At 32.4% G+C, this 21,436-nt stretch carries 27 protein-coding genes and 1 pseudogene; 4 read left to right on the top strand and 24 right to left on the bottom strand.

Translation table 11 applies throughout. The features are described 5' to 3' along the window. Positions 1-16 precede the first annotated feature (16 nt). From D8M04_RS19510 to D8M04_RS20755, 7 genes are all read right to left on the bottom strand, one after another. Positions 17-583, bottom strand: a complete 567-nt coding sequence (locus D8M04_RS19510) for an NADPH-dependent FMN reductase (protein ID WP_121525091.1) — start codon at positions 581-583, stop codon at positions 17-19. Continuing rightward, positions 580-1,653 carry an LLM class flavin-dependent oxidoreductase gene (locus tag D8M04_RS19505; protein WP_121525090.1) on the bottom strand — a complete coding sequence of 358 codons (1,074 nt, stop codon included), beginning with the start codon at positions 1,651-1,653 and terminating at the stop codon, positions 580-582. Before D8M04_RS19505 ends, D8M04_RS19510 begins: the two co-directional genes overlap by 4 nt. 15 nt (positions 1,654-1,668) lie before the next feature. Next, entirely contained in the window at positions 1,669-2,118 is a 450-nt protein-coding gene (locus tag D8M04_RS19500; protein WP_121525089.1) for a MarR family winged helix-turn-helix transcriptional regulator, read from the bottom strand. A 55-nt stretch (positions 2,119-2,173) separates the two neighbouring features. Beyond that, on the bottom strand, positions 2,174-2,524 hold the full coding sequence (locus D8M04_RS19495; RefSeq protein ID WP_121525088.1) for a DoxX family protein: 351 nt from the start codon (positions 2,522-2,524) through the stop codon (positions 2,174-2,176). Between the two features lie 16 nt (positions 2,525-2,540). After that, positions 2,541-2,807 (bottom strand): DUF896 domain-containing protein, encoded by a 267-nt coding sequence (locus D8M04_RS19490; protein ID WP_121525087.1) that lies wholly within the window; start codon positions 2,805-2,807, stop codon positions 2,541-2,543. 241 nt (positions 2,808-3,048) lie between these two features. Further along, positions 3,049-3,270: a hypothetical protein gene (locus D8M04_RS19485; RefSeq protein WP_121525086.1), complete on the bottom strand. Its 222-nt coding sequence runs from the start codon at positions 3,268-3,270 to the stop codon at positions 3,049-3,051. A 34-nt stretch (positions 3,271-3,304) separates the two neighbouring features. After that, positions 3,305-3,658 (bottom strand): DUF5694 domain-containing protein, encoded by a 354-nt coding sequence (locus D8M04_RS20755; protein WP_425464041.1) that lies wholly within the window; start codon positions 3,656-3,658, stop codon positions 3,305-3,307. Between the two features lie 362 nt (positions 3,659-4,020). On the opposite strand from D8M04_RS20755, the gene D8M04_RS19475 reads away from it, so the two are divergent. The 3 genes from D8M04_RS19475 to D8M04_RS19455 all read left to right on the top strand — a co-directional run bounded on the left by D8M04_RS19475 (position 4,021) and on the right by D8M04_RS19455 (position 6,983). Beyond that, positions 4,021-4,389 (top strand): hypothetical protein, encoded by a 369-nt coding sequence (locus D8M04_RS19475; protein ID WP_121525084.1) that lies wholly within the window; start codon positions 4,021-4,023, stop codon positions 4,387-4,389. Positions 4,390-5,580: 1,191 nt separating this feature from the next. After that, the gene (locus D8M04_RS19460; RefSeq protein ID WP_121525082.1) at positions 5,581-6,072 is read left to right on the top strand and encodes an RNA polymerase sigma factor; all 492 of its coding nucleotides are present in this window, start codon (positions 5,581-5,583) and stop codon (positions 6,070-6,072) included. After that, positions 6,072-6,983, top strand: coding sequence for a sigma factor regulator N-terminal domain-containing protein (locus D8M04_RS19455; protein WP_121525081.1), 912 nt, complete (start codon positions 6,072-6,074; stop codon positions 6,981-6,983). Before D8M04_RS19460 ends, D8M04_RS19455 begins: the two co-directional genes overlap by 1 nt. A gap of 298 nt (positions 6,984-7,281) precedes the next feature. On the opposite strand, the gene D8M04_RS19450 is transcribed toward D8M04_RS19455, so the two are convergent. The 4 genes from D8M04_RS19450 to D8M04_RS19435 form a co-directional block, all read right to left on the bottom strand. Continuing rightward, positions 7,282-7,965, bottom strand: coding sequence for a DUF5694 domain-containing protein (locus D8M04_RS19450; RefSeq protein ID WP_121525080.1), 684 nt, complete (start codon positions 7,963-7,965; stop codon positions 7,282-7,284). A 124-nt stretch (positions 7,966-8,089) separates the two neighbouring features. Continuing rightward, on the bottom strand, positions 8,090-8,458 hold the full coding sequence (locus tag D8M04_RS19445; protein ID WP_121525079.1) for a hypothetical protein: 369 nt from the start codon (positions 8,456-8,458) through the stop codon (positions 8,090-8,092). Between the two features lie 433 nt (positions 8,459-8,891). Further along, positions 8,892-9,365, bottom strand: a complete 474-nt coding sequence (locus D8M04_RS19440; RefSeq protein ID WP_121525078.1) for a GNAT family N-acetyltransferase — start codon at positions 9,363-9,365, stop codon at positions 8,892-8,894. Between the two features lie 38 nt (positions 9,366-9,403). Then, entirely contained in the window at positions 9,404-10,006 is a 603-nt protein-coding gene (locus tag D8M04_RS19435) for a TetR/AcrR family transcriptional regulator (RefSeq protein WP_121525077.1), read from the bottom strand. An 84-nt stretch (positions 10,007-10,090) separates the two neighbouring features. Between D8M04_RS19435 and cyoE the strand changes: the two genes are divergently transcribed. After that, positions 10,091-10,996, top strand: coding sequence for a heme o synthase (cyoE, locus tag D8M04_RS19430; protein WP_121525076.1), 906 nt, complete (start codon positions 10,091-10,093; stop codon positions 10,994-10,996). A gap of 159 nt (positions 10,997-11,155) precedes the next feature. Here the strand turns inward: cyoE and D8M04_RS19425 are convergent, their stop codons facing one another. The 13 genes and pseudogenes from D8M04_RS19425 to D8M04_RS19360 all read right to left on the bottom strand — a co-directional run bounded on the left by D8M04_RS19425 (position 11,156) and on the right by D8M04_RS19360 (position 20,989). Then, a complete protein-coding gene (locus D8M04_RS19425; protein WP_121525075.1) occupies positions 11,156-11,716 on the bottom strand; it encodes a hypothetical protein in 561 nt (186 codons plus the stop codon). Between the two features lie 145 nt (positions 11,717-11,861). After that, positions 11,862-13,274, bottom strand: coding sequence for a HAMP domain-containing sensor histidine kinase (locus tag D8M04_RS19420; RefSeq protein WP_121525074.1), 1,413 nt, complete (start codon positions 13,272-13,274; stop codon positions 11,862-11,864). After that, positions 13,259-13,954 (bottom strand): response regulator transcription factor, encoded by a 696-nt coding sequence (locus D8M04_RS19415; RefSeq protein ID WP_121525073.1) that lies wholly within the window; start codon positions 13,952-13,954, stop codon positions 13,259-13,261. Before D8M04_RS19415 ends, D8M04_RS19420 begins: the two co-directional genes overlap by 16 nt. Further along, a complete protein-coding gene (locus tag D8M04_RS19410; RefSeq protein WP_121525072.1) occupies positions 13,947-14,645 on the bottom strand; it encodes a BsaG family lantibiotic immunity ABC transporter permease subunit in 699 nt (232 codons plus the stop codon). Before D8M04_RS19410 ends, D8M04_RS19415 begins: the two co-directional genes overlap by 8 nt. Then, the gene (locus D8M04_RS19405) at positions 14,642-15,397 is read right to left on the bottom strand and encodes a lantibiotic immunity ABC transporter MutE/EpiE family permease subunit (protein ID WP_121525071.1); all 756 of its coding nucleotides are present in this window, start codon (positions 15,395-15,397) and stop codon (positions 14,642-14,644) included. The genes D8M04_RS19410 and D8M04_RS19405 overlap by 4 nt, the downstream gene beginning before the upstream one ends. Beyond that, complete coding sequence (locus tag D8M04_RS19400; RefSeq protein WP_121525070.1) at positions 15,394-16,104, bottom strand: lantibiotic protection ABC transporter ATP-binding protein; 711 nt, start codon at positions 16,102-16,104, stop codon at positions 15,394-15,396. Before D8M04_RS19400 ends, D8M04_RS19405 begins: the two co-directional genes overlap by 4 nt. Positions 16,105-16,357: 253 nt before the next feature. After that, positions 16,358-17,095: a metallophosphoesterase family protein gene (locus D8M04_RS19395; RefSeq protein ID WP_121525069.1), complete on the bottom strand. Its 738-nt coding sequence runs from the start codon at positions 17,093-17,095 to the stop codon at positions 16,358-16,360. A 483-nt stretch (positions 17,096-17,578) separates the two neighbouring features. Continuing rightward, complete coding sequence (locus D8M04_RS19385) at positions 17,579-18,562, bottom strand: phosphotransferase enzyme family protein (RefSeq protein ID WP_158595162.1); 984 nt, start codon at positions 18,560-18,562, stop codon at positions 17,579-17,581. 203 nt (positions 18,563-18,765) lie between these two features. Then, the gene (locus D8M04_RS19380; RefSeq protein ID WP_121525066.1) at positions 18,766-19,062 is read right to left on the bottom strand and encodes a hypothetical protein; all 297 of its coding nucleotides are present in this window, start codon (positions 19,060-19,062) and stop codon (positions 18,766-18,768) included. Between the two features lie 186 nt (positions 19,063-19,248). Next, positions 19,249-19,425, bottom strand: a pseudogene (locus D8M04_RS19375) (Cif family virulence factor); the annotation flags it as partial. A 372-nt stretch (positions 19,426-19,797) separates the two neighbouring features. Then, on the bottom strand, positions 19,798-20,316 hold the full coding sequence (locus D8M04_RS19370) for a sigma factor-like helix-turn-helix DNA-binding protein (RefSeq protein WP_121525065.1): 519 nt from the start codon (positions 20,314-20,316) through the stop codon (positions 19,798-19,800). An 86-nt stretch (positions 20,317-20,402) separates the two neighbouring features. Continuing rightward, entirely contained in the window at positions 20,403-20,690 is a 288-nt protein-coding gene (locus tag D8M04_RS19365) for a hypothetical protein (RefSeq protein ID WP_121525064.1), read from the bottom strand. Further along, positions 20,690-20,989: a DUF2089 family protein gene (locus D8M04_RS19360; RefSeq protein WP_121525063.1), complete on the bottom strand. Its 300-nt coding sequence runs from the start codon at positions 20,987-20,989 to the stop codon at positions 20,690-20,692. Before D8M04_RS19360 ends, D8M04_RS19365 begins: the two co-directional genes overlap by 1 nt. Positions 20,990-21,436 lie beyond the last annotated feature (447 nt).

Raw genomic sequence — 21,436 nt, 5'->3', positions numbered from 1 at the left:
GGATATTGTACACCAATTAAAACCCGTACTCAGCCTCCTTTGCTTCTCGTATCTTTCTGTATGCATCTACCATTATAAATGTATCTTCCACTAAACGATCAATACGGAATAGGATATCATCATTAACGATTTCTTTTCGATAAAAATCAACTTCTTCAATAAAGACATAAGTTGGAACAATATGGGCTTTCATATAGGTCAAGATTGGCATTAATTGGTGTTCTATCATCAAGTAATGTTTTGAAGATCCCGCTGTCACAAATACACTTACAACTTTATCACGTAGAGCATTTTGAGGAAGCAAATCAAATACGTTTTTCAAAACTGCTGGTATAGATGCCTGGAAAACTGGTGTCCCAATAATTATCGCATCTGCTTCCATAATCTTTTCTGCAACCATTTTTGTATCGCCTTCGTAGTCAAAGTAATTTCGCCCGTCGCTGAAAATCATTTCAACTTCAGCAAGATCAATCAGTGTAATTTCTGCATCAGGATAACTTTCCCTGGCAACTTGAAGTGTATAATCCATCGCTGTTCTTGTTTTAGTTCCAACATTAGAGCCTGATAAACCTACAACTTTCATGAAATCCCCCCCTTATTTACTTTTGTGTATTTTTTAACAGCGGGTACAATCTTTGTTGCAATGAGTTCAATATTTTTCTTTATTTGGTCCATTGTGACTCCACCCACATCAATTTCTCCTAGAAAGCGTTGATGTCCGTACATCTCATGTTGATATAAAATCTTTTCGATAATTTGTTGCGGAGACCCTACCATTAACGCTTCTCGATGATCTGTTGCAGCAGCAAATTGTTGCTTCGGATAACCAGCACCTTTTAATTGTACGGCTGTGGTATTGATGTGAGGGTAAGATTCACGCAATGCGGTTTGGCTATCTTCTGCCACATACATCAAACTTGTTGTTGTAATTGGTAATGTTTTAGTGTCAAAACCTGCGTTTTCAGCAGCTTCACGATACCCTCGCACCGCTGGGTTAAATACTCTTGACGGTCCACCAAGTGTTGTCAGCATCATTGGTGCGCCTGCGTAACCTGCTTTAATGGCACTTGCAGCTGGACCGCCGACAGCTCGCCATATTGGCAACGACCCATTTAAAGGTTGAGGTAAAATTTCCGCATCATTTAAAGGAGCTCGAAACTCACCTTTCCAAGTGATTCGTTCCTCTTTATTAATCTTCAAAAGCAATTCAAACTTTTCCTCAAATAGCTCTTCGTAGTCACGAGTATCATAGCCGAGCAATTCATAAGCACCTAAACGTGATCCCCGTCCCGCTACGATCTCTGCTCGCCCATTGGAAATGAGATCAAGGGTTGCAAAATCTTCATAAACTCGAACTGGGTCAGATGTACTTAAGACAGTTGCTGATGATGCAATTTTAATTTTATTTGTCGCTTGGGCAATCGCTCCTAAAATAACAGTATGTGCTTGTGTCGCGAATAAAGTCTGATGGCTTTCACCAACTGCAAATACATCCAAGCCTGCTTCTTCTGCTAATGTTGCCGTTTCAATCAATTCCTTAATCCGTTGCTGAGCCGATATACGTTTACCTGTCAATGGGTTTCTTAAATGGTCTCCAATCGAATAAAGACCGATTTCTAACCCATTTTCAGGATGTATCCGATATTTTTCCAAGTTAATCTATCCTCTCTAATTTGATACTTTCGCATTCAGTCCTACAATTTTTAAGAGTTCCGCCAACTGTCCTTTCTCATTATCATCTAAGGAACCAAAAATATTGCCTATCGTTTCAACATGTTGGGGGAAGATTTCATGAAATAATTCTTCTCCTTTATCTGTTAAACTTACTTTCCAATATCGTCGGTTCGATGGATCCTGCTCTTTTTTAACCAGTTCTTTCTTTTCTAACTTATTAACCACATACGTAATACTCCCACTCGGAATCATGAGTTTTTCACTTATTGTTTGTATATGATGCGATCCTTTATTATAAAGTAATTCAAGAACCATAAAATTTTCCACTGTTAATCCAAAACCTTTAATATCTTCATGTAGAATATCGAACACAGTTTTAGTCGATTTCAACCATATCCTAAACAACCTTAAATCTTTTTCTACTTGCTCATTACCCTGGTACATATGACCACCTCCGATTTGATATAAGCTATTATACCAAAAGAATTAAATGGTCTTTTTATCCTATTAGTGACCCAGCATTCAATGACAGAACGATACCACCAAGGATAAGAAGAATAATCGGCATCACCATATTTTTGAACTCATCTTTAATCTTAATATGAGTAAGAACTGCCCCTACCATGACACCCACAACAAAGAGTCCGCCGATCGCTGCCACAAGTTCATTCCAAATACCTACAATTAACAGGACTGCAGCTAAAAGTTCAACTGCCCCTGTGAACATGCGGAACCACGCTGGGTAACCATAGCCTTTAAAACCTTCAATCATATCTTTGGAAGTAAATTTTGATAGACCAAACATAGTGAAACCTAAACCTAATAGAATTTGAATAATTATTGATAACATGCTAATTTCTCTCCTATTATTTATATCCTAACATTAGGGTATTGATTAAATTAAAAAAATGTTGATATTGTTTTGCTTTTTTTACCACTAATTTTTCAGGTGTCACGTCTTCTCCATTTTCGTTAACTACGGTGACACTGGACATGGTACTTTTTACTTGCCCACGGATCTCTTTTAGATACGCTTGACGCAATTCATCTCTTTCTTCGATTTCCACTTTTGTTAACCCTTCATGTTTCGCTTTCGTTGCCAGCTCATTAATGCGAGTTAGACTTTCAATCATTTAACTCTCTCCTTTCCGAAAACCATCTCCTAACCTTAGGGTATGAACAAATCCTAACATTAGGATGTTAACTTGTCAACCTTTCATTAAAAAAACATTAATCAATGAACCATTTTGCATTTATCTTTTTCTTAAACTTAACTGGCCGTTAGTAAAATGAGACCGCCGTATTGACGATCTCCTTGTTGTGTTAAAGCCCCCGTTTGTTTAAGTACATTTATTCACAAAATTGTTTTGAGCTTTACTTTTTTCTTAACTCGTTTAGTTCGGGAATACGTTTATAAATATCCGATACCTTATGTAAAACCTCTAACTTTGCTTTATCTCCTCCATTTCCAGTCATAGCAGTATCGACAAATCCATAAATTAATCTTAACAAAGATTTAGCTTCATCTTCTGTAAGATGGTTAACAGCACCTATTGTATTCTCAAACTCATTAGTGTCAGTAGTTTCTTCTTTCAACATAATCCCTCCTAATAAATTCATTCTCACTATCTTATTCAATAAAAAAAGGCGACTGCTGCTTATTCAGCAATCGCACCCGTTTGTAGAATAAGACTAATACTTTATTCACTAAAAAAGGGTTTATTACTTTCCACCCATTTCCTTCAGATAACTCTCTTAGCAGCCATAGATGGTCACTTCCTATTATGAGTAATATGCGGTCTTCAGTATTACACGTATCCACAATATTTTTGAAAATGGCCAATTCTCTTTCCATCCATTTGTCTAAAAAACCCAAACCAATCTTTTTCCCTTTGTTATCAGTTACATCAACAAAAGATAAGTACAGTTTCTCAAGTTCCTTGGTAGATTTTTTGTCATTTAAGTTTCTATACGAATTAACCAGTGGAGTCTTTAGACTAATATTAGGAGTAATTACACCTTTATCGTGATTTAACTTTTTTCTGCTAATCTAAATCCAATTTGTTGAATTTCATCGATTGAATAATTTCCATTTGAATTGTACTTCTCCGTTCTTCTTTGTTCATAGTTTAACCTCCACTTTAAAACGCATTATTATAATTGATCAGTTTATATAATATTTCTTCTTCTTCGTTATGTACTAAATACTTCGAAACTAATAAGACTATACACAAGTTTATCCTTTTCCCACTTCAAAAAGGGCATTCTACCCTCCCATATAGAATATAATTAGAATATATCATTTTTTCAGTTATTAAAATCTAAGTACGGATTGGAGAACGGACGATGAAAAATATTAAAAGGTTTTTTAAATTTATTGCAAGGGAATCCGAATTTGATGATACGACAACAGAACGTGAATACGAAAAAATAATGTTGAAAGAAAAAGAAGAAGACGATGATTTATTTCAACTCATTAACGACGAGTGCCAACGGATTTACGATCGGGTCTATAGCCTCTATATGGATTTCCAGGCTGGACAAATATCAAAAGTTGAAATGGAGATAATGATGGATAATGCGAAGAGCGAGGTAAAGGAATATATTGATTTAGCAGTAAATCAATACGGTCGTCATACAAGCAATATAGAATTAATCATCTTACCTGCAAAGCAACGGTTAGAAGAATTAGAAAAAAAGATCAGCAAGAATTGATGTTTGGACTAATCTTATAAGTAAAAAAGCAACAAGAACATTTATGTTCAAGTTGCTTATTAAAACTAGGCGTTCTGTATTTATCTCTTGCAACATATTAAAACCCACCTTTCATCATGTACATTTGCTAAATTCTAACTCAATGTTCTTCAACTAACCTGTACCTTTAGTACAATAACTTCTACGTAAAATAGCGTTAATCCTTCTAGAATTAACGCACCCTATTGTTAAACAATATTTTTTAGCCAAGTTACTATACGGAGAACCTGAAACGGCTCAAACCAAGTTATTAGAAATAAAATAACAAAGAAAGAAACAAGTGATATAAATTTCATAATACCTTTTTCATTTTTAAAAATAGCAATAAAACTAAATATAGCCCCTAACAATAAAAAAATCGCTCCTATAAATACAATGATTTCAGAATAACCTTCTATAATCCAGTTCAAACCAAAGAAGAGTAATCCAAATGCTATAAAGACTATTGACAATATACTTCTTGAATTCAGCTTACATCCCCTCCCCAAAATAATTGTACAATTCTTCTCCTAGTCTGCCGCATTAACACAAGAGCCCACTGCCCTTGTTGGACTAAAGCACCCATTGATATTACTAAATTATAATAAATTTTTAATTACAAAAATTACTATTAATATAGTGGACGCTATATTAATAGTTGAAGAGATGATTAATTGCCTTCTCAATAAGTTATAAAGAGAGAATAAATTACTCACCGCACACACAAACATCCCCAAAAAAGCTGCATAGTCCATCCAAAGTGTAACTAAACAAATAAATGGAAGGATTGCTAATACAAAAGGCATATTTAGCACCACCTAAGAACTTATAATTTATTATTATTGGTTTGAATTCTCTACTTGTTATTTAGCTGTTGCCACGTTGCGATGATTTGAACACATTTTAAACATCACTCTTAAACTTAACTGCACCTTTAGTACAATAACTTCTACGAAAAATAGCGTTAATCCTTCTAGAATTAACGCACATTACTTTAAGTTCTCTCTTTCACAAACATCCTTACTTTACTGCTTTATTTTAATATAAAGTAGAATGGTATAACAACGAGATTACAAAAGCCCTGCTTAACGATTCTAGTTTATCAGTTAAATTTTTTTAAGTGTATACATTTATTATAACTCGTTCGTTATATAAGTGTAGGGAGGATAAACGATGAAAAAAGAAAATGTACTAACCTCCTACCTTATTAAATTAGGAGAGGAAGTGTTTAGGCTACTACTAGCGAAAGGAGCTAAAAAAGAAGATGCGGAAGATATAATTCAGAACACCTTTTATAAAGTGTACACGTTGTTGGATAATCTGACAGAGAAAAACATACGCCCTTGGTTTTTCAGAGTGGCACTCAATGAGTATATTGACCTGAAAAGAAAAAAGGGACATCAGAATATCTATTTAACCGAGGAGATTTATGCAAAACTGCAGCATACAGACAATGAATTCAGTGTCATTTTAAATAAGGATGAAATTTTTCATTTATTAAAAGATGTTAAAGAAGAATACAAAGAAATCTTCTTATTAAAGTATTACTATGATCTTCCATATGAAGAAATTGCGACTATTTTGGACATTAAAGTAAACAGTGTGAAGCAAAAATTATATCGTGCAAGAAAATTTATTCATACAAAAATAGGAGGAAAACATTAATGGACAGTTCCTTAAATGGTGCTTTAAAAAGGGCAAAACGAAAACATATACTTAAGACAGTCATTATTTCAGTTATCGTTGTACTTATTCTAATACCGATCCTTTATAAAACTGGGAATTTCTTTGCAGTAAAAAGTTCTGCAAGACTTCATGAACAGCTTTTTTTACATAATGAGATTGCCGAACCCAATATTCAGATCGATTCTCAAGTTATAAGTAATTCCTCCATGTTTGGTGGAAACATCATAACAAACCGTTCTAAAAATATTAATGGCTATGTAGTGCAGTGGAGCACACTGACAAGTTCGTATGATTGGTTTTCCACCCGTATTGATCACAATGAGTTAATACCAGGATTTTACTGGTCCGATACAGGGTTCTATGAGTATGATAAGCAAACAAAGAATAAAGTAGCTACATTTTATCACCCAGGCATTCAAGAGTATCATGATGGTGTACAAAATGAACTACAGGAAGTTTCACAAATGGAAAATCACGTTACAGAAGTTGCAATTTCTTTCGATCAGCCTTATACATTAAAAGAAATACAAGCAAAAATCCCCGATAATTTGAACATCGTATGGTTGTATATGACATCACAAATTGTAGATGAAAGTAACGGACCGATGGGAATGCCGGTTTATGGATTTGCTCCATTCAATTCCCCAGAAGAAGCATATGATAACTTTATTGATGCAATTGAAAAATATGATGTTAATGGGAATAACGAAGCAATTCAGAAGTTTTTAGATTCTAATAAAAATAAACAGTTTGATGAAGTGAAAATTTTAGGAGTAATGCTGACTGGACAAACACAAAATTTTAGAGCATTAGAAGGTCAAGATTTTATTCGTGGTGCATCTGTAGGTGCTACTGCAGAAATCGTCCCTTATATAAAACCGGAGAAATAACAAGCTTAAGTCATTGAAAATCTGGAGACAACCTTACAACTGTCCAAGTCAACATCTACTAGACACACTTTCTAATTTACTTGGCGGAATTGGAACCAATATTGCTAGTCAATAAAACCGTACAGGCTACCTTATTGGGTAGCCTTTGCTTTTGGACTTTATTTACTCTTTTACTATCCTGCTGTTACATAAAAAAATAGCTCTAATTTTATACTCTGTTACCTTAACTTACCGAACTTGTAACCATTAAAGTTATTTGTTCAACTAAAGCACCCGTTAGTTGAATAAGGCTAATAAGTTATTCAATTAAAAAAGGGCTTATTACATTCCACCCATTTCCTTCAAATAACTTTCTTAGCATCCATAGATGGTCACTCCCTATTATGAGTAATATGCGGTCTTCAGTATTACAGATATCCAGAATATTTTTGAAAATGGCCAATTCTCTTTCCATCCATTTGTTCAAAAAATCCAAACCTATCTTTTTCTCTTTGTTATCAGTTACAACAACTAAAGATAAGTACAATTTCTCAAGTTCCTTAGTAAATTCTTTGTTATTTAATTTTCTATACGAGTTAACCAATGGAGTCTTTAGACTAATATCAGGAGCATTTTCACTAATTTCCTTCATAGTATTTAGTAATTCAGGATACGAACTTTGAATTGAATCATTAAGTTCCATCATATTTTCTTGGTTAATCTGCCCCGTCCAATTCACTGCATAAACTTTATCGTGGTTTAACTTTTCTGCTAATCTAAATCCAATTTGTTGAATTTCATCCATTGAATAATTTCCATTTGAATTTTGATATTCAATATTTAGTTCTTTATCTTTTGACATTTCCCATTCTACAGCGACTTTAGTTGGCTTATAATGAGCTAAATAATCAACTAACTCTTTTACTTCCTTCTCTTCCTTTTTTATTAGTTCTTCATCTTGTTCAAAATGATAAGTTCCAACAAGTATTATTTCTTTTTTCAACTCTCTCTTCCTCCAGTTGCTTTATTTCCCTATACTACCCCTTTAATACAATTACTTTAACGAAAAATAGCGTTAATCCTTCTTGAATTAACGCACCCGTTTGTTTAATATTAATACTGCATCTTTAATCCCTTTCGATTAAAGTTACTCCTAAAATATGGTCGGAAAACAACACAAATTCGTTTAAATAAATAGGATTATTTTGGTCTGAGAAAGGTGTAAGTTTAACATCTCTAAGATAAAAACAGGCTTTAATGTTTATTATACTCTTTTCTTTAACGTCAATCTTAGGCTCCCTTTCAGTGGTAATAAGAGATTTCCCTAATGGTGCTAATTTATTATTGAAATCTGATTCCTTTAAATTCATTTCCCCTTCTATAAGGGCTGATTCCGTTACAAATACGAATCTTGATTCATTATTTAATTCATTTAGATTTATTTGTAACTCAATAGCCATTAACTTTTTGAAATCTATTGCTGAATCCATATTCATTTTTAATCCCCCATTTTATGTATCTCTTATTCAAGAAACCTGCCCCTTTAATACAATAACTTCTACGTAAAAAGCGTTAATCCTTCTTGAATTAACGCACCCGTTACTTGAATATCTAAGGCTGTTACTATTACCAATAACGAACCTCAATGTTACTTGCTATCCTTTTCATCCTCGTCGTTGTTCTCACCCCATTTAAATCCAGACTTCCCCATATAATAAAGAACACCTGCTGAAGATAAAACGACTAGTAATATTATTACAAGCTCCATTATAATCCTCCTAATAATAATTTCTTTTTAATAAATCTGCCCCTCTAGTGAAGTAACTTTTACGGAGAATAACGTTAATCCTTCTAGAACTAACGCACCTTTTAGTTCAATAAGAGAATTAATTCAAATTTCCTACAATCATTATCAATTGGAAGTATAGGTCAAGACAACCGTTTAACAAATAGGACTCTGTCTTGGCCTATACCATCATAATCCGAAGTAATTGATATTCCGTCCATAACCTTGTCGCCCTTCTCGATGTCGAATCCCATCCTTGTATGAAAAGCTATCGAAGTTTTATTAATAGGAGAAGTTACACAGCGAATAATTTGGCGGTCATTCTTTTTAGCTACGTCAAAAAATTGATTATATAACTGCTTCCCTATACTTTGCTTTCTTGCTACTGGATTTACTCCAACAAAATGTATGTATGCCTCATTAGGATATGTTTGAGAGAGAAAACCTATTAAGAATCCCAGTATCTCACCATCCTTTTCTGCAACGAAGCTGGAATCATTAAAATGATCAAAGAACAACTTTGGAAGCATGTCGACCATATTTCTACCACCCCACCACTCGTTCAGTAACGGTGATATTTGATAGTAATCTGAACTCTTAACTAATCTAATTTTCATCTAAAACCCCTCCTACTTATTTATTAAACATTATAACGTTAGTTATTTGGCAACAATTGCCTTAGAGCTTTTCCGTATAATCCTTTTGGAAAGTCTTCACCGATATGCGAAAAGATCGTTAGTCCATTTTCTAATGAGAGGATTGTCCATGCTATTTCTTCTGCACTAAGAGAAGAAGAAGCATTGTTTTCCCTTACCAACAACTCATCAATTGTATCTGAGATATCTCTAACAGTTTTTTTTATTAGATCTCTCCACTTTGCTAGTACAGAGTCATCTCTCATTGAGTAAAGCAAGAATTCTATGTTCAGCATACTTATTGTCTTACTTTCATTTTTAACAGCTAAAAAAATATTCTCCATTTGGTTGATTAGACCAGAAAGACTTTCTTGACGTGAAATTTCCACTTGGATGCTCGAAGCATGTTTTCTCATCTGTAGTTCTAATATTTTTAAAAAGATTTCCTCTTTAGAAGTGAAATGGGCATAAAATGCACCTTTACTGAATCCAGCCTGTTCTGCTATTTTATCAACCGATGTTCCTTGGAATCCAAATTTCGAAAAAGCATCTATTGCTGAGTTTATTAATAAGTTACGTGTTTCTTTTTTCCGTTCTTCTTGAGTAAGCCTTTGTCTAACCATATTTCTCTTCCTTTCCCCGCAAATATACTATATAGTATTTATATACCACCGGTATATAAATGACAACAGTTAAGGTGTGATAATATGTCTATCAAGAAATACTTAACCAAACATTCATCGATCATAAGTAAAACAATCAAAACTGGAATTATAAAATCAAACCTAATTCCCATGTTAGCAGGATTAACATTATCTCTATATACATATCAGATAAATCCACTTGATAAGTTAGAAAACATTTTATTAGCTTTGATTGGAACCATTTTAGTAATTGGTGCTGCTGGAGCATTGAACAACTTATATGATCGTGATATTGATTCGTTAATGGAAAGAACCAAAAATAGACCCACAGTTACTGGAGAAATAAAATCCAGTAAGGTGTTAATAATTGCAGTATTCATGGCGGTCCTTGGTGTGTTGGCTCTTTCACTAACCACCCTATTAGCTGGATTTTTAGGTTTTCTGGGTTTATTCTTATACATCGTTCCTTATACAATGTGGAGTAAAAGAAGGACCATCTATAATACAGAGATTGGTAGCATATCAGGGGCAATGCCCCCTTTAATCGGATGGTCTGCTATTTATCCCGACATTACACATCCTGCTATCCTTGGACTGTTTGTCATCACAGTTATTTGGCAAATGCCACATTTCTATTCCATAGCTATTAGGAAACACAGTGAATATAAGGCTGCGAAGGTACCTATGTTGCCAGTGGTAAAAGGAATTAAGAGGACTTACTTACAAACTAACGTTTATTTAATTCTATTAATTGCAATAAGTTTTCTTTTTAGTTCTTTAAGCATTGGACTTATGTTAGTGGCACTTCTTTTAAGTCTTATATGGCTTTGTTTAAGTATTCTCGGTTACAAGAGGATGGATTCGGAGAGATGGGCAAAATCAATGTTTATTTATTCCTTAATCCATATGACCATCCTGTTTTCAACAGTAATTATATATTCTCTTGTGGGTATTATTTTTGATTTATAAAAGAGTTGTAATGGATTGGGAAATTGATGAAGATTAATATACTAAACCTCTGATTTTAATAATCTTACATAAGAAAACTAGTACAATTCACAAAAAAGTCGAATTCCCACAAGCTACGGATTCGACTTTTTATCTTCTTCCACTAATGCACCAGTTTGTTTAATAAAAACACCCTTTTAATTTAGGAACTAATTCTTCAAATTTAAAGAAGAAATCTCTTATCGGAAGGACTGCAAAATAAGAAGAGACTTCAGCGTTAGCTAATAAACATTCATCATAAATTATACTAATACTCAATTGCCTTTGAGGTTCGATTTCATTTTTCTTTAGATAATTCACCAATTCAACATATAAATTTTGACCTATATTATTAGTAGACCTTTCCACCGAAAATCGCCCTGCAAAGCTGTCCCACCACACCTGAAAGGTTTTATAAACTTCATTATAACCAGCTAAACTATCCGCATTATTCTCAAATAGCTTTTGGTACAATAAATCTTTTTCTTCATAAAATATTTTTAAATCGTTACGAACATCGCTAGTTATTCTTTGTGAAACCTCATTCCACAGTTTCTTATACCTTAATTCAAAGTCTTCTTTAAATGCTATTCTTGTTGATAAGTAAGGAAACCTTAATTCTTCTTCGCTTCGACTTTGATTGAGGAAAATATTTTGTATGTAAATCATAAAGTTCAAAGTAAACGATGTATCAGTCTTCATCTCAAATGAACTTTCAAAATTTCTTCCCTCCTTTTTTATATTGCATTATTTCAAAATCCTGCCCCTTTAGTAAAATAACTTCTACGAATAGTGGCGTTAATCCTTTTAGAATTAACGCACCCGTTAGCACAATAAGATATTAAACTCACTTCTCTAAAGGCAATACTATTTCAAATCGAGCACCACATAATTTTACTGGATTTGTTATTTCTAATGTACCACCCAATGACTCGATTATTTCCTTTGAAATATATAATCCTAAACCCGAATTTCCTTGCGAGTTTGATCTGGACGGATCTTCTCTATAGTGTTTTTTAAAAATGTTCACCCAGTTTTCTTTCTTAACTCCGTCTCCAGAGTTCTCTATAGCTAATAAAAGCTGTTTATTTGATTGGCTTATTGTGAAAATAATTTCTCCGCCATCTGGTGTATACTGGACCGCATTAGAAAAAACATTCTGCAGGACCCTGCCCGTTTTTAAATAGGGAACAGTAATGTTCTTGTCTGCTGTCGATTTAAATGAATAGTTAATTGACTTCTCTTTTATTAGTGATTTAAAATCAGATTCTATTTCATTTATTATTTCAAAAAGTGTTGTCTCATCCTTTATAGCAGTTGGGTTTCTCATACTGCCTGCAATATTCATATTGGCTAATAAACGATTTGCTTTAGCTACATTGCGTGCAATGATGTCTACGTTCATTTTTTGTTCCTCGCTTAATGACTGATCATTTGTAAGTGATTCTGAACCGAGTCCAATAAGTGTTATGGGGGTTTTTAAATCATGTGATAAACTTGACATCATAACTGCCCAATCAGAATCCTTTTTCCAATTTTCATATAGTGATTTTTTTAATTCTCCTTGCATTTGTCTAAAGGATCTTGATAACTCCCCAATTTCATTAGTAGAATCGTATTCTAAATTAAAATCAAGGTCTTTTTCACTAATTTTATGAGATGCTTCCATCAGTTCTTCCAGTGGGTTCTTAATTGTTTGATATAACTTGTTTATATAGTACCTTGAAAAAATAATAAAATATATAATAGGAGATAGAAACATCAAGAAAACTATTCCCAACATAATGTAACGGTAGTACTCACTAGAAAACATTGCTTTCAATTGATAGGAATATACCCATATTCCAACTATTTCTTCATCCCTGTTGATGGGAAGAATTTTATGATAATATCCATCACTGGAAACAGTTGTATTAATAAACTCTGGAATGGACTTATCTTGAAAAAAGGAGTTCAAACTCTCATGACCAGAAATCATTGTTCCGTCCATAGAAAACTCACTTAAATATACCCCTTTATTTTGTAACGTATGTTGTTTCTCTAAAAACTCGTTATCGTCCAAATATCTTGGAGTATTTTCTTTCATCTCTAAACTAGCTTCTATAGCCGTATTTTCTGCATGGTTGGCTGGAGTAATTTCACGCATCAAGTACGCAATTAAAACACTAAAAGCTATAATTGTTAAAACGGTCATAATAATCGTCCACAAAATACTTTTCGTGTAAAGTTTTCTTATATCTTTACTTAATGATTGTTCCACTGATAGCCGATCCCCCACACAGTTTGTAAATAGTTATGTTTATAGCCAATTTTAACTAATTTATGTCTTATATTTTTCACATGCTCTACAATCGATTGTATATCCCCCACACCATCGATTCCATTAATGTGGTCATATATTTGTTCCTTTGTAAATACTTGTCTAGGAGAAGATAACAACAAAACAAGTAATTCATATTCTTTTTTCGTAAATGAAATAGCATTACCTTTATAAAATATTTGTCTCGCTAACAAATCCACTTCTAGTTCATTGATAATAATATGCTTTCTTTTTCCCTTTTCATAGGAGTCTAAAAAACGTTCTTTCATATTAAAAATGGCTTCAATTTTTAAGGTTAATTCTTCTAGAGAAAACGGCTTAGCTATAAAATCATCACCACCAAGCGACAAGGCTTTTATACGAGTCATTTCATCTGACGCAGCACTAATAAATACAATCGGACAATCTACTTTTTGGCGAATCCGCTCGCATACTTCAAGCCCACTCCATTTTGGCATCATGATATCCATGAGTACAAAATCAATGGTTGTATTTATTTTATCAATAGCGTCTTGTCCATCCATTGCTTCGATGATTTGATAACCCTGTTTTTTTAGATGTAAGCTAATTAAATGCAACATATCTTCTTCATCTTCAGCAATTAAAATTTTCTTACTCATTAATCGCTCTCCCCTCCCATCGGTTGAACCACCAAATAATAGAAGCTAACAGTAAACCACTAAATAAAAAGAATATACTAAAAATAAAAAGTGAAAATTCATTTGATACATCTATCACATATAGATATCTCGTCCCATAAAGTAAAGGAATGTACATCCATATTGTATCACCCAAACTGTTTGCTCCAAACAAAATTAAGAATAAACTGAAAAATATACCTACACCTAAACATAAACCCGTATTTATTTTAAGAGCAACAAACCACGAAATAATAATAATCGGCAGGGAAAATAATGTAGTTATTAGAAGGTAATACATAACATGTTGATTAAATGTACTATCAACCAATAACCACAATGGCACACTACTAATGAATGTACTGATACCAACAGAAAGCCATGACATAAACAACATATTCATCAGCCATTTATCACGGTGAGGCAATTGTAACAAATGATTAAAGTGCCCAATTTGTTCTTCATATTGTGTATACAAACTAATCATCAAAGCAATTCCAAAAGGCAACAAGCAATTATAATATGTTGCGTACGAGAAAAATATTAGTTCAGGGTCATTATATCTGCCTAAGTACCAATATAATAGAAGACCGTACAGAATTGGTAAAGCTACCATTACAATTACCCAATTTGTATGAATTAATTTTAAAGTTGTTGCTTTTATCAGATTCATTCCATCACCTTTTTCTTAAAAACAACAGTGAATAGAATGGATAGCAATACAAAGTAGACAAAACTGCTAACAATACTGATCCCTAATACCGAAGAATCTAATAATGGGCTTCCAGGTTCAATTTGAGTACCATTCGGATGAATTCCCATTGTTGCGGCGGGAATTCGAAGCATGTTTCCCCAAGGGGTTAACCAGAATGTCGAATAGGGTGCTAACCAGACTACACTAATCAAGGCTCCAAATAAGTTAGTTATTACGGTAATAATTGTACCGAAATACTGCGAAAGAACAAAATTGAATGGTAGCAGCGGCAAGAAAGCTAACGTAATTAATAAGGTTGTGTATATAATATTCAAAACGTTTGGCATCTCATTAAAAGTAAATAAGGACCCCCCCACAGAAATGACGATAATAATGATGGAAGATAAAAGTTGATAACCCACCATATTTATTATTTTGGAATACCATGTCCTAGACAACGACAGATTATTGGAGATTATCGATTTATAATTACCGCTCTTCTTTTCCAGACTAATATTTATACTACATGCGATTGCCTGACCAATTGGCAAGAAGACTAACGGCCATTGATTAAATATCAGAGCTAAATAAGCATTAAAACTTCCTGATTCCGTAACAAAAAGCGAGGTATAAATGGCGAATAGCCAAAAAAATAATGGGATAAATAATAACAATTGTATAGATATAGATCCCTTCATTTTCAAACGTTCAGCTTTTAAATATTCAATCATGACAGCACACCTCCCTTTTGATTAGTTGTAATATTAAAGAATAGTTTTTCTAAATTCTCTTCATGATTATTCTCTTTTTCGTATTTTAAAGTACCGTTATGAATAATCCCAATTGTATCTGACATTAGTTGAATTTCAGATAAAATATGACTCGATATAATAATTGTAATACCTTCTCTTTTTAATTCATTCAATAATTGACGTAACTCTTGAATTCCCATTGGGTCGAGACCGTTACTCGGTTCATCAAGTACTAATAATTTAGGCTTTTTAATTAAAGCCATGGCAATGCCTAATCGTTGCTTCATGCCCAAAGAGAAGTTTTTAACTTTCTTCTTACCAGTGTTTGCTATATTAAGTCTAACCAAAACAGGATTTATTTCAGTTATTGGAATATCAGCTTGTAAACAAAATATTTTTAAATTGTCATAGGCTGTTAAATTCCCATAAATAGCTGGTCCCTCAATTAAAGAGCCAATCTCATGTAAATCCTTTCTATTCCATTTGTGATTAGCGAATATTATCTCGCCTGACGAGGGTCTAAATATGCCACATATTATTTTCATTAGGGTAGATTTGCCGGCACCGTTTAGACCAAGCAATCCATAAACCTCACCATGTCTTACATGCATATTAATATTCTTTAATACTTTTTCTTCTTTAAAAACTTTTCCTAGATTGTATGTCTCTAACATATATTCAGACATTAGATACCATGCTCCTTTCTGATGATACCTAAAGTCTAATATTTAATTATAAGGAATTTATAAGGAACCTGAGATTAGGTAGTATAAATTCAAAAAAATATTCGCATTGATGTAATTTAAATAGTTTCTGCAATATTTTGTTTAGGAGATTTTTTAAATCTTATTAAACGATCCTGTTCCGTTAATATAAAAATTCAACAAGAATAAGCGATAATCCTTTTTGGACTATCGCACCCGTTAGTTTAATAAAGAATTATATATATTGTAAATGTTGTTCTCCATAAAAAATCCTTAAAATATTATTTCTATCAGGTACATTTAACTTTTCATATGAAAGTAAGAATTCTTTATTATCGTAAGGTACTTCTATAAAAGAAGTGTCTATTTGTTCATTTTCCCCGACATGTAACTTAACATATGATGTAAGAGGTTTATGGCTACACCCTACTGAACTTGGATTAAGATAAAGTCTTTGCTTTGACTTAAAATGATGAACAATATGATGGTGTCCAAAACAAATAACATCTGCATCAGAATTTTCATAAATGGCATCAAGTTTACCTATAGTTGGTTGATTGTCAATTGGCATAAACTCATCTTTTTCATTTAAATGATAATGAATAAACAAAAAGTTTTTCCCGTTTATATTCCTGAATTGCCTATTAGGAATACTTAACAGTTTGGGAATATATTTCTCATTCAACCTAGATGCTATCCAATTATGGTGTTTCCTTTCATCACCAACACTCACCGGTTCTTTCCCATTAATTATTTTTAAAACTGCTTCATCGTGATTTCCTTTTACAAAAGTTATATCGTGACGTGAAAACAACAATTCAAGAACTTCATTAGTTTGGTGACCAATACCTATTAAATCACCAAGACAATAAATGTGTTCTACCTGCTCATCTTTATCAATGTCATCTAAAACAGCCTTCAATGCAGCACTATTCCCATGAATATCAGCAATAATCGCAATACTAGTTCCCATTCATACACACATCCATCCTATAAACATAACCTGTCATATTGAACTCCTGCACCTTTAGCATAATAGTTGCCGTTCGATTTCATTTTCAACTCTTGCACCCGATAGTTGAAGTAGAACTATTAGACTTCATTCTGTCTATTATCATTATTTTTGTTTGAACATAATACCAATAATATAAGACTAGATAAAAGGCCTGTTCCAATTGCTAAATACGAATATTCTATTTCCAACCATACATTACTGATAATCCCGAACATCGAAGTTATAAATGCTAACCAACCTACAAAAAATCCAATTTTCTTTCCTGTTATAATCATAATTACCTCCGTTCTGCTAACCCGTCGCATAGCTTTATGACTTTATTCTCTGATATTAACATAATATTCAAAGGGAAATTGCAATTTAGATATAAATAAAGACGATCATTGAGTGATCGCCTTTTGAACTCTTGCAACATTTAGCTTAATAAGATTTAGTTTAAGATTAAAAGAAATCTTTGCAATGAATTTCTAAGTAGGGTACATCACTTTCTATTTTTTCCTTCATTCCATTTAGTTTATCTTTAACTTTCATATTGTTTTTCTGCTCCTCATTTAGGAACTGGGCAAAATAAATATAGGAGAAAATCCGTCTATAATTTAAGAAAAATGGTAATTTGGAAAGCCAATATGAATCGAGATTATTTTCGGTTAAATAACCTTCCAAAAAAGCCTCTATAAATAGATGTGCGAATTCCTCTCTTCCTTTAATATCATTTTCTTCGATAGATTGAACAGCGTGATATAAAACAATTGCAATATCATATATAAACCAGTTGTATTCACAATCTCCAAAGTCAAATAGGATAATTTTATTATTATGTACATAGAAGTTTCCTTGATGCAGATCATTATGTATCATTCCATATCCACTTTTATTCTTTGGTAGTTTATTAAGTTCGTTTACAAATTTCCCCCATCTTTGAAATACTCCTTTACTAACTTCATTAAAATTATCACTAAATAAAGGCCCCATATTCCATTCTTGCTTTTTTATATTTTTATCTAAGGGACTATAATTTTTCGATAAACAATGTATTTTGCCAAGTGCTTTTCCCCAAATATAATAAAAATCCTTATTCCAAGTTTCTGCATCATTAACATTGATGAAGGATCCTTTTGCTTTTTCAAATGCTAAAACATAACATTCTTTTTCATTATCTATCTTAATTGTTTCTATATATTTTCCATCATTTGATAAAAGAGGGCGAGTTACATAAACTCCTGAAGAATGTAAATATCTTATCCAATCTAACTCTGCAATAATAGAGTCTTTCCTATATAAATAACTGGGATAGAATTTTAATATAATACTTTCACCATCTCTATTGCATTCAAATACATTATTTGAAAATCCACCAAGTAATTGTAATTCCAATCCATCTACGTCAAATTTCTCCGCACCTTTAGATAAAGAAGCCTTATCCAAATTTTCTCCTCCTAATTTATTCTTGTAATAATATACGAATAATTTGATTTAAGGTTTCAGTATTTAAAAGTCTTCTTCAACTATCCTGCCCCGTTAGTACAATAATTTCAACTAAAAGGTTTGTTGAATAACTTAAACTTCTGTTGAATGGTTTATAAAATATCTACACCTGTCTGTGATTTGTTTTCTCATTATTAAATGAGCTAAACTGCAACTAAAAAAACCAGCGTTACTAATAATAAGATAGTCATAATTAAAGATAAAGTTTTCCCTAATTTTGCTCCCAAATGATTTTTGAACTTATAACCAAGAATTAATGCTGGTATATAGAAAATAAGAGAATAATATATTGTATTATGCAATCCTGTGTCACCGTTTGACCAAGGATTTAACCCTAAAAATCTTAATACACTATCTCCAAAGACGGAAAATAATATTCCAAATATAAATAACAATAACGAAATCGAACCTAACCCAATTTTCTTATAATCTTGTTTCAAAATTAACCCCCTATTCGAAAACTCTTCTTTCCAACTATACTAATTCGGTACTCTTTTAAAAATTACTCTTATTGCACTAACCTGTCCCTATAGTTGAACAAGAAAAAAGAGCCGTCTATGCAGCTCAACGATCTTTAAGTAAAGCAGCCGTTTGTTTAAATACAATGATTCACAAACTACTATTGACTATTTGTTAATTAAATCCGTACCATACGAGTTGTCTATGGCACAAAGCCACTCACCTTTTGGACTTTTCTTAAATACGTATGTTGCTCGTCTATCCATTGTATATTCACTGTCATTTTTATCAGCTTCAAGCAAGGTTTGGGATATAACTAAGGCAGTATCGCCAGCTTCAGTTAATTTATATATATTCTCTATTTATTACTGTTATTCTTCTTCAACTAACCTGCCCCTTTAGTTGAAGAACTTCAACAAAAAAGGTGCTTCTCCATCTTTAAGAAAAGCACCCAATAGTTGAAGAACGAATTCAACAATAACTACAAAATAATAATATTAGTATTTTCCTTTTCATTTTTCCTCTTCAAAATCATCTTCAACATCACAATTCCTGTATTTAAAAAGAATAGAATAGAGACCAAATCCATTTTAGCTACTCAAGAGCAGTGTATAATTCTTTTAAAAGTTTGTCTTTAATAATTGGTTTCATTACTAAATCGAGTTCTTTTTTACTTTTGTAAATACCGCTATATTTACAATCAAACAGCATTGCTATCACTTTTTGTCTTGGGGTATCAAAAGATATATGTATTTCTTTGAATTTTGATTCAGTTGTTTGCATAATATCTCACGGCTACAATGAATTTTTCTCCTTACATTAGAAATAGGAATTTGCATTATATCACTGATCTCCCCTACTGAAAAGCCAACCATATGTCTTAAAACAATAGCTAAACGATCATATACTGCTAACTGTAAGATTTCTTTCTGAAGTGACTCTGTGGATTCAGCCATCTCTATTTCCGTATAATCACTTGTCGTTCTTTCTTGTAACCAGTCCAAGACTAAGTCTACGGTAATTTGGAACAGTTTAGATGAAACTTTATCAAAGTTGTAATCTCTTACGACCATATACGCCTCTATAAAAGCAGTTTGAGCTATTTCTTCAGCTTCATTTCGCTTTCCAATCATATAAAAGCAAATTTGGTATACTTGGTGTTTGTAGCATTCTATAAAATCGGAAAAGGGAAGTTCTCCACTTTGTTTCTTTTCTAATTTTATGATCTCATCCATTTCGTTACCCCATTATTATATATTCCTTTCTTTAAAAAATAATCCAATTGATAAGTTGCCGTTACATTTTCCCTTTTATAGGTTATTTATTTCATATCATAAGACTTCATTTTATCTAATTCTTGTTTTCTCTTTTTATGAAGAGCTTGCCGCCCCTCGTACCATCCTCCAATTAGAAAAGCAAGCCCAACCAAAAGGATTAACACATAAGCAAAAAACTTATCGTTTTCATTTAACAATATCCAAGTACGCCATATAACGAAAACTAACGGAATAAGTCCTCCCCAATAAACACTATTTCTGGTTGATAAGAAGTATTGCACACCAAGTATTCCGGCAATAATAAAAACATCATAAAAACCAAATCCAAACATCATCTTTCACCCTTTTCTTTTTTATATTTTTCTATTATTAGTTTTGCTTCTTCCAAATTAATACGATCATCAATCGAAAGCTGTTTAATGAATTTTATAAATTCTTCATTATCCGTAGCGTCATTCAATTTTATTTTTTCAATTAGCCTATCCAGCTTGATTCTCACAGTTGGATAAGAAACCTCATAAATTTTTGCAATTTCTTTCAAAGATCCTGAATTCAAAACGAATTTTTTAATGAATTCCATATCTTCCTCGTCTAAGGATAAAATCCAATCTGGTACATTTTTAATATCCATATATACTCTCACTCCTTTATATTCAAATTCAGTTTAACATAAACTTAAATAAAGTAAAGATATTTATTAAAAAAGTTAAACTTTTATCAAAAATAAAGTTTAACTTTTTTAAAATCATTGGAAAAAGTATGGAATTCGTTTCCTAAATATATCTAATCTCTTTTTGTAACTTTAAAAAACAGTTTAATAAAAAAAGAACCGTAAACCAGTAATTTATTGTAAATAAAAATAACCCAATTGAAGAAAGATTGTTCAAAATGGGTACCTTGAATTCTTTAATATACAGTTTTTATATGATTTAGGCATATCCTTCTTATTAAACTAACCTCCCTCAATATAGTAAGCGAAATCTCCCGATTTCTTTCATTTTCTTAGATTTTCATACCAGTTTGATTTCAGTAAGCTATTGTTTAGTGGTTGATGTTACCTGGTGAGGTAAATTTTGGA

Source organism: Oceanobacillus piezotolerans (assembly GCF_003665065.1).
Taxonomy (GTDB): domain Bacteria; phylum Bacillota; class Bacilli; order Bacillales; family Amphibacillaceae; genus Oceanobacillus; species Oceanobacillus piezotolerans.
This window is presented reverse-complemented; position numbering and strand designations above follow the sequence as displayed.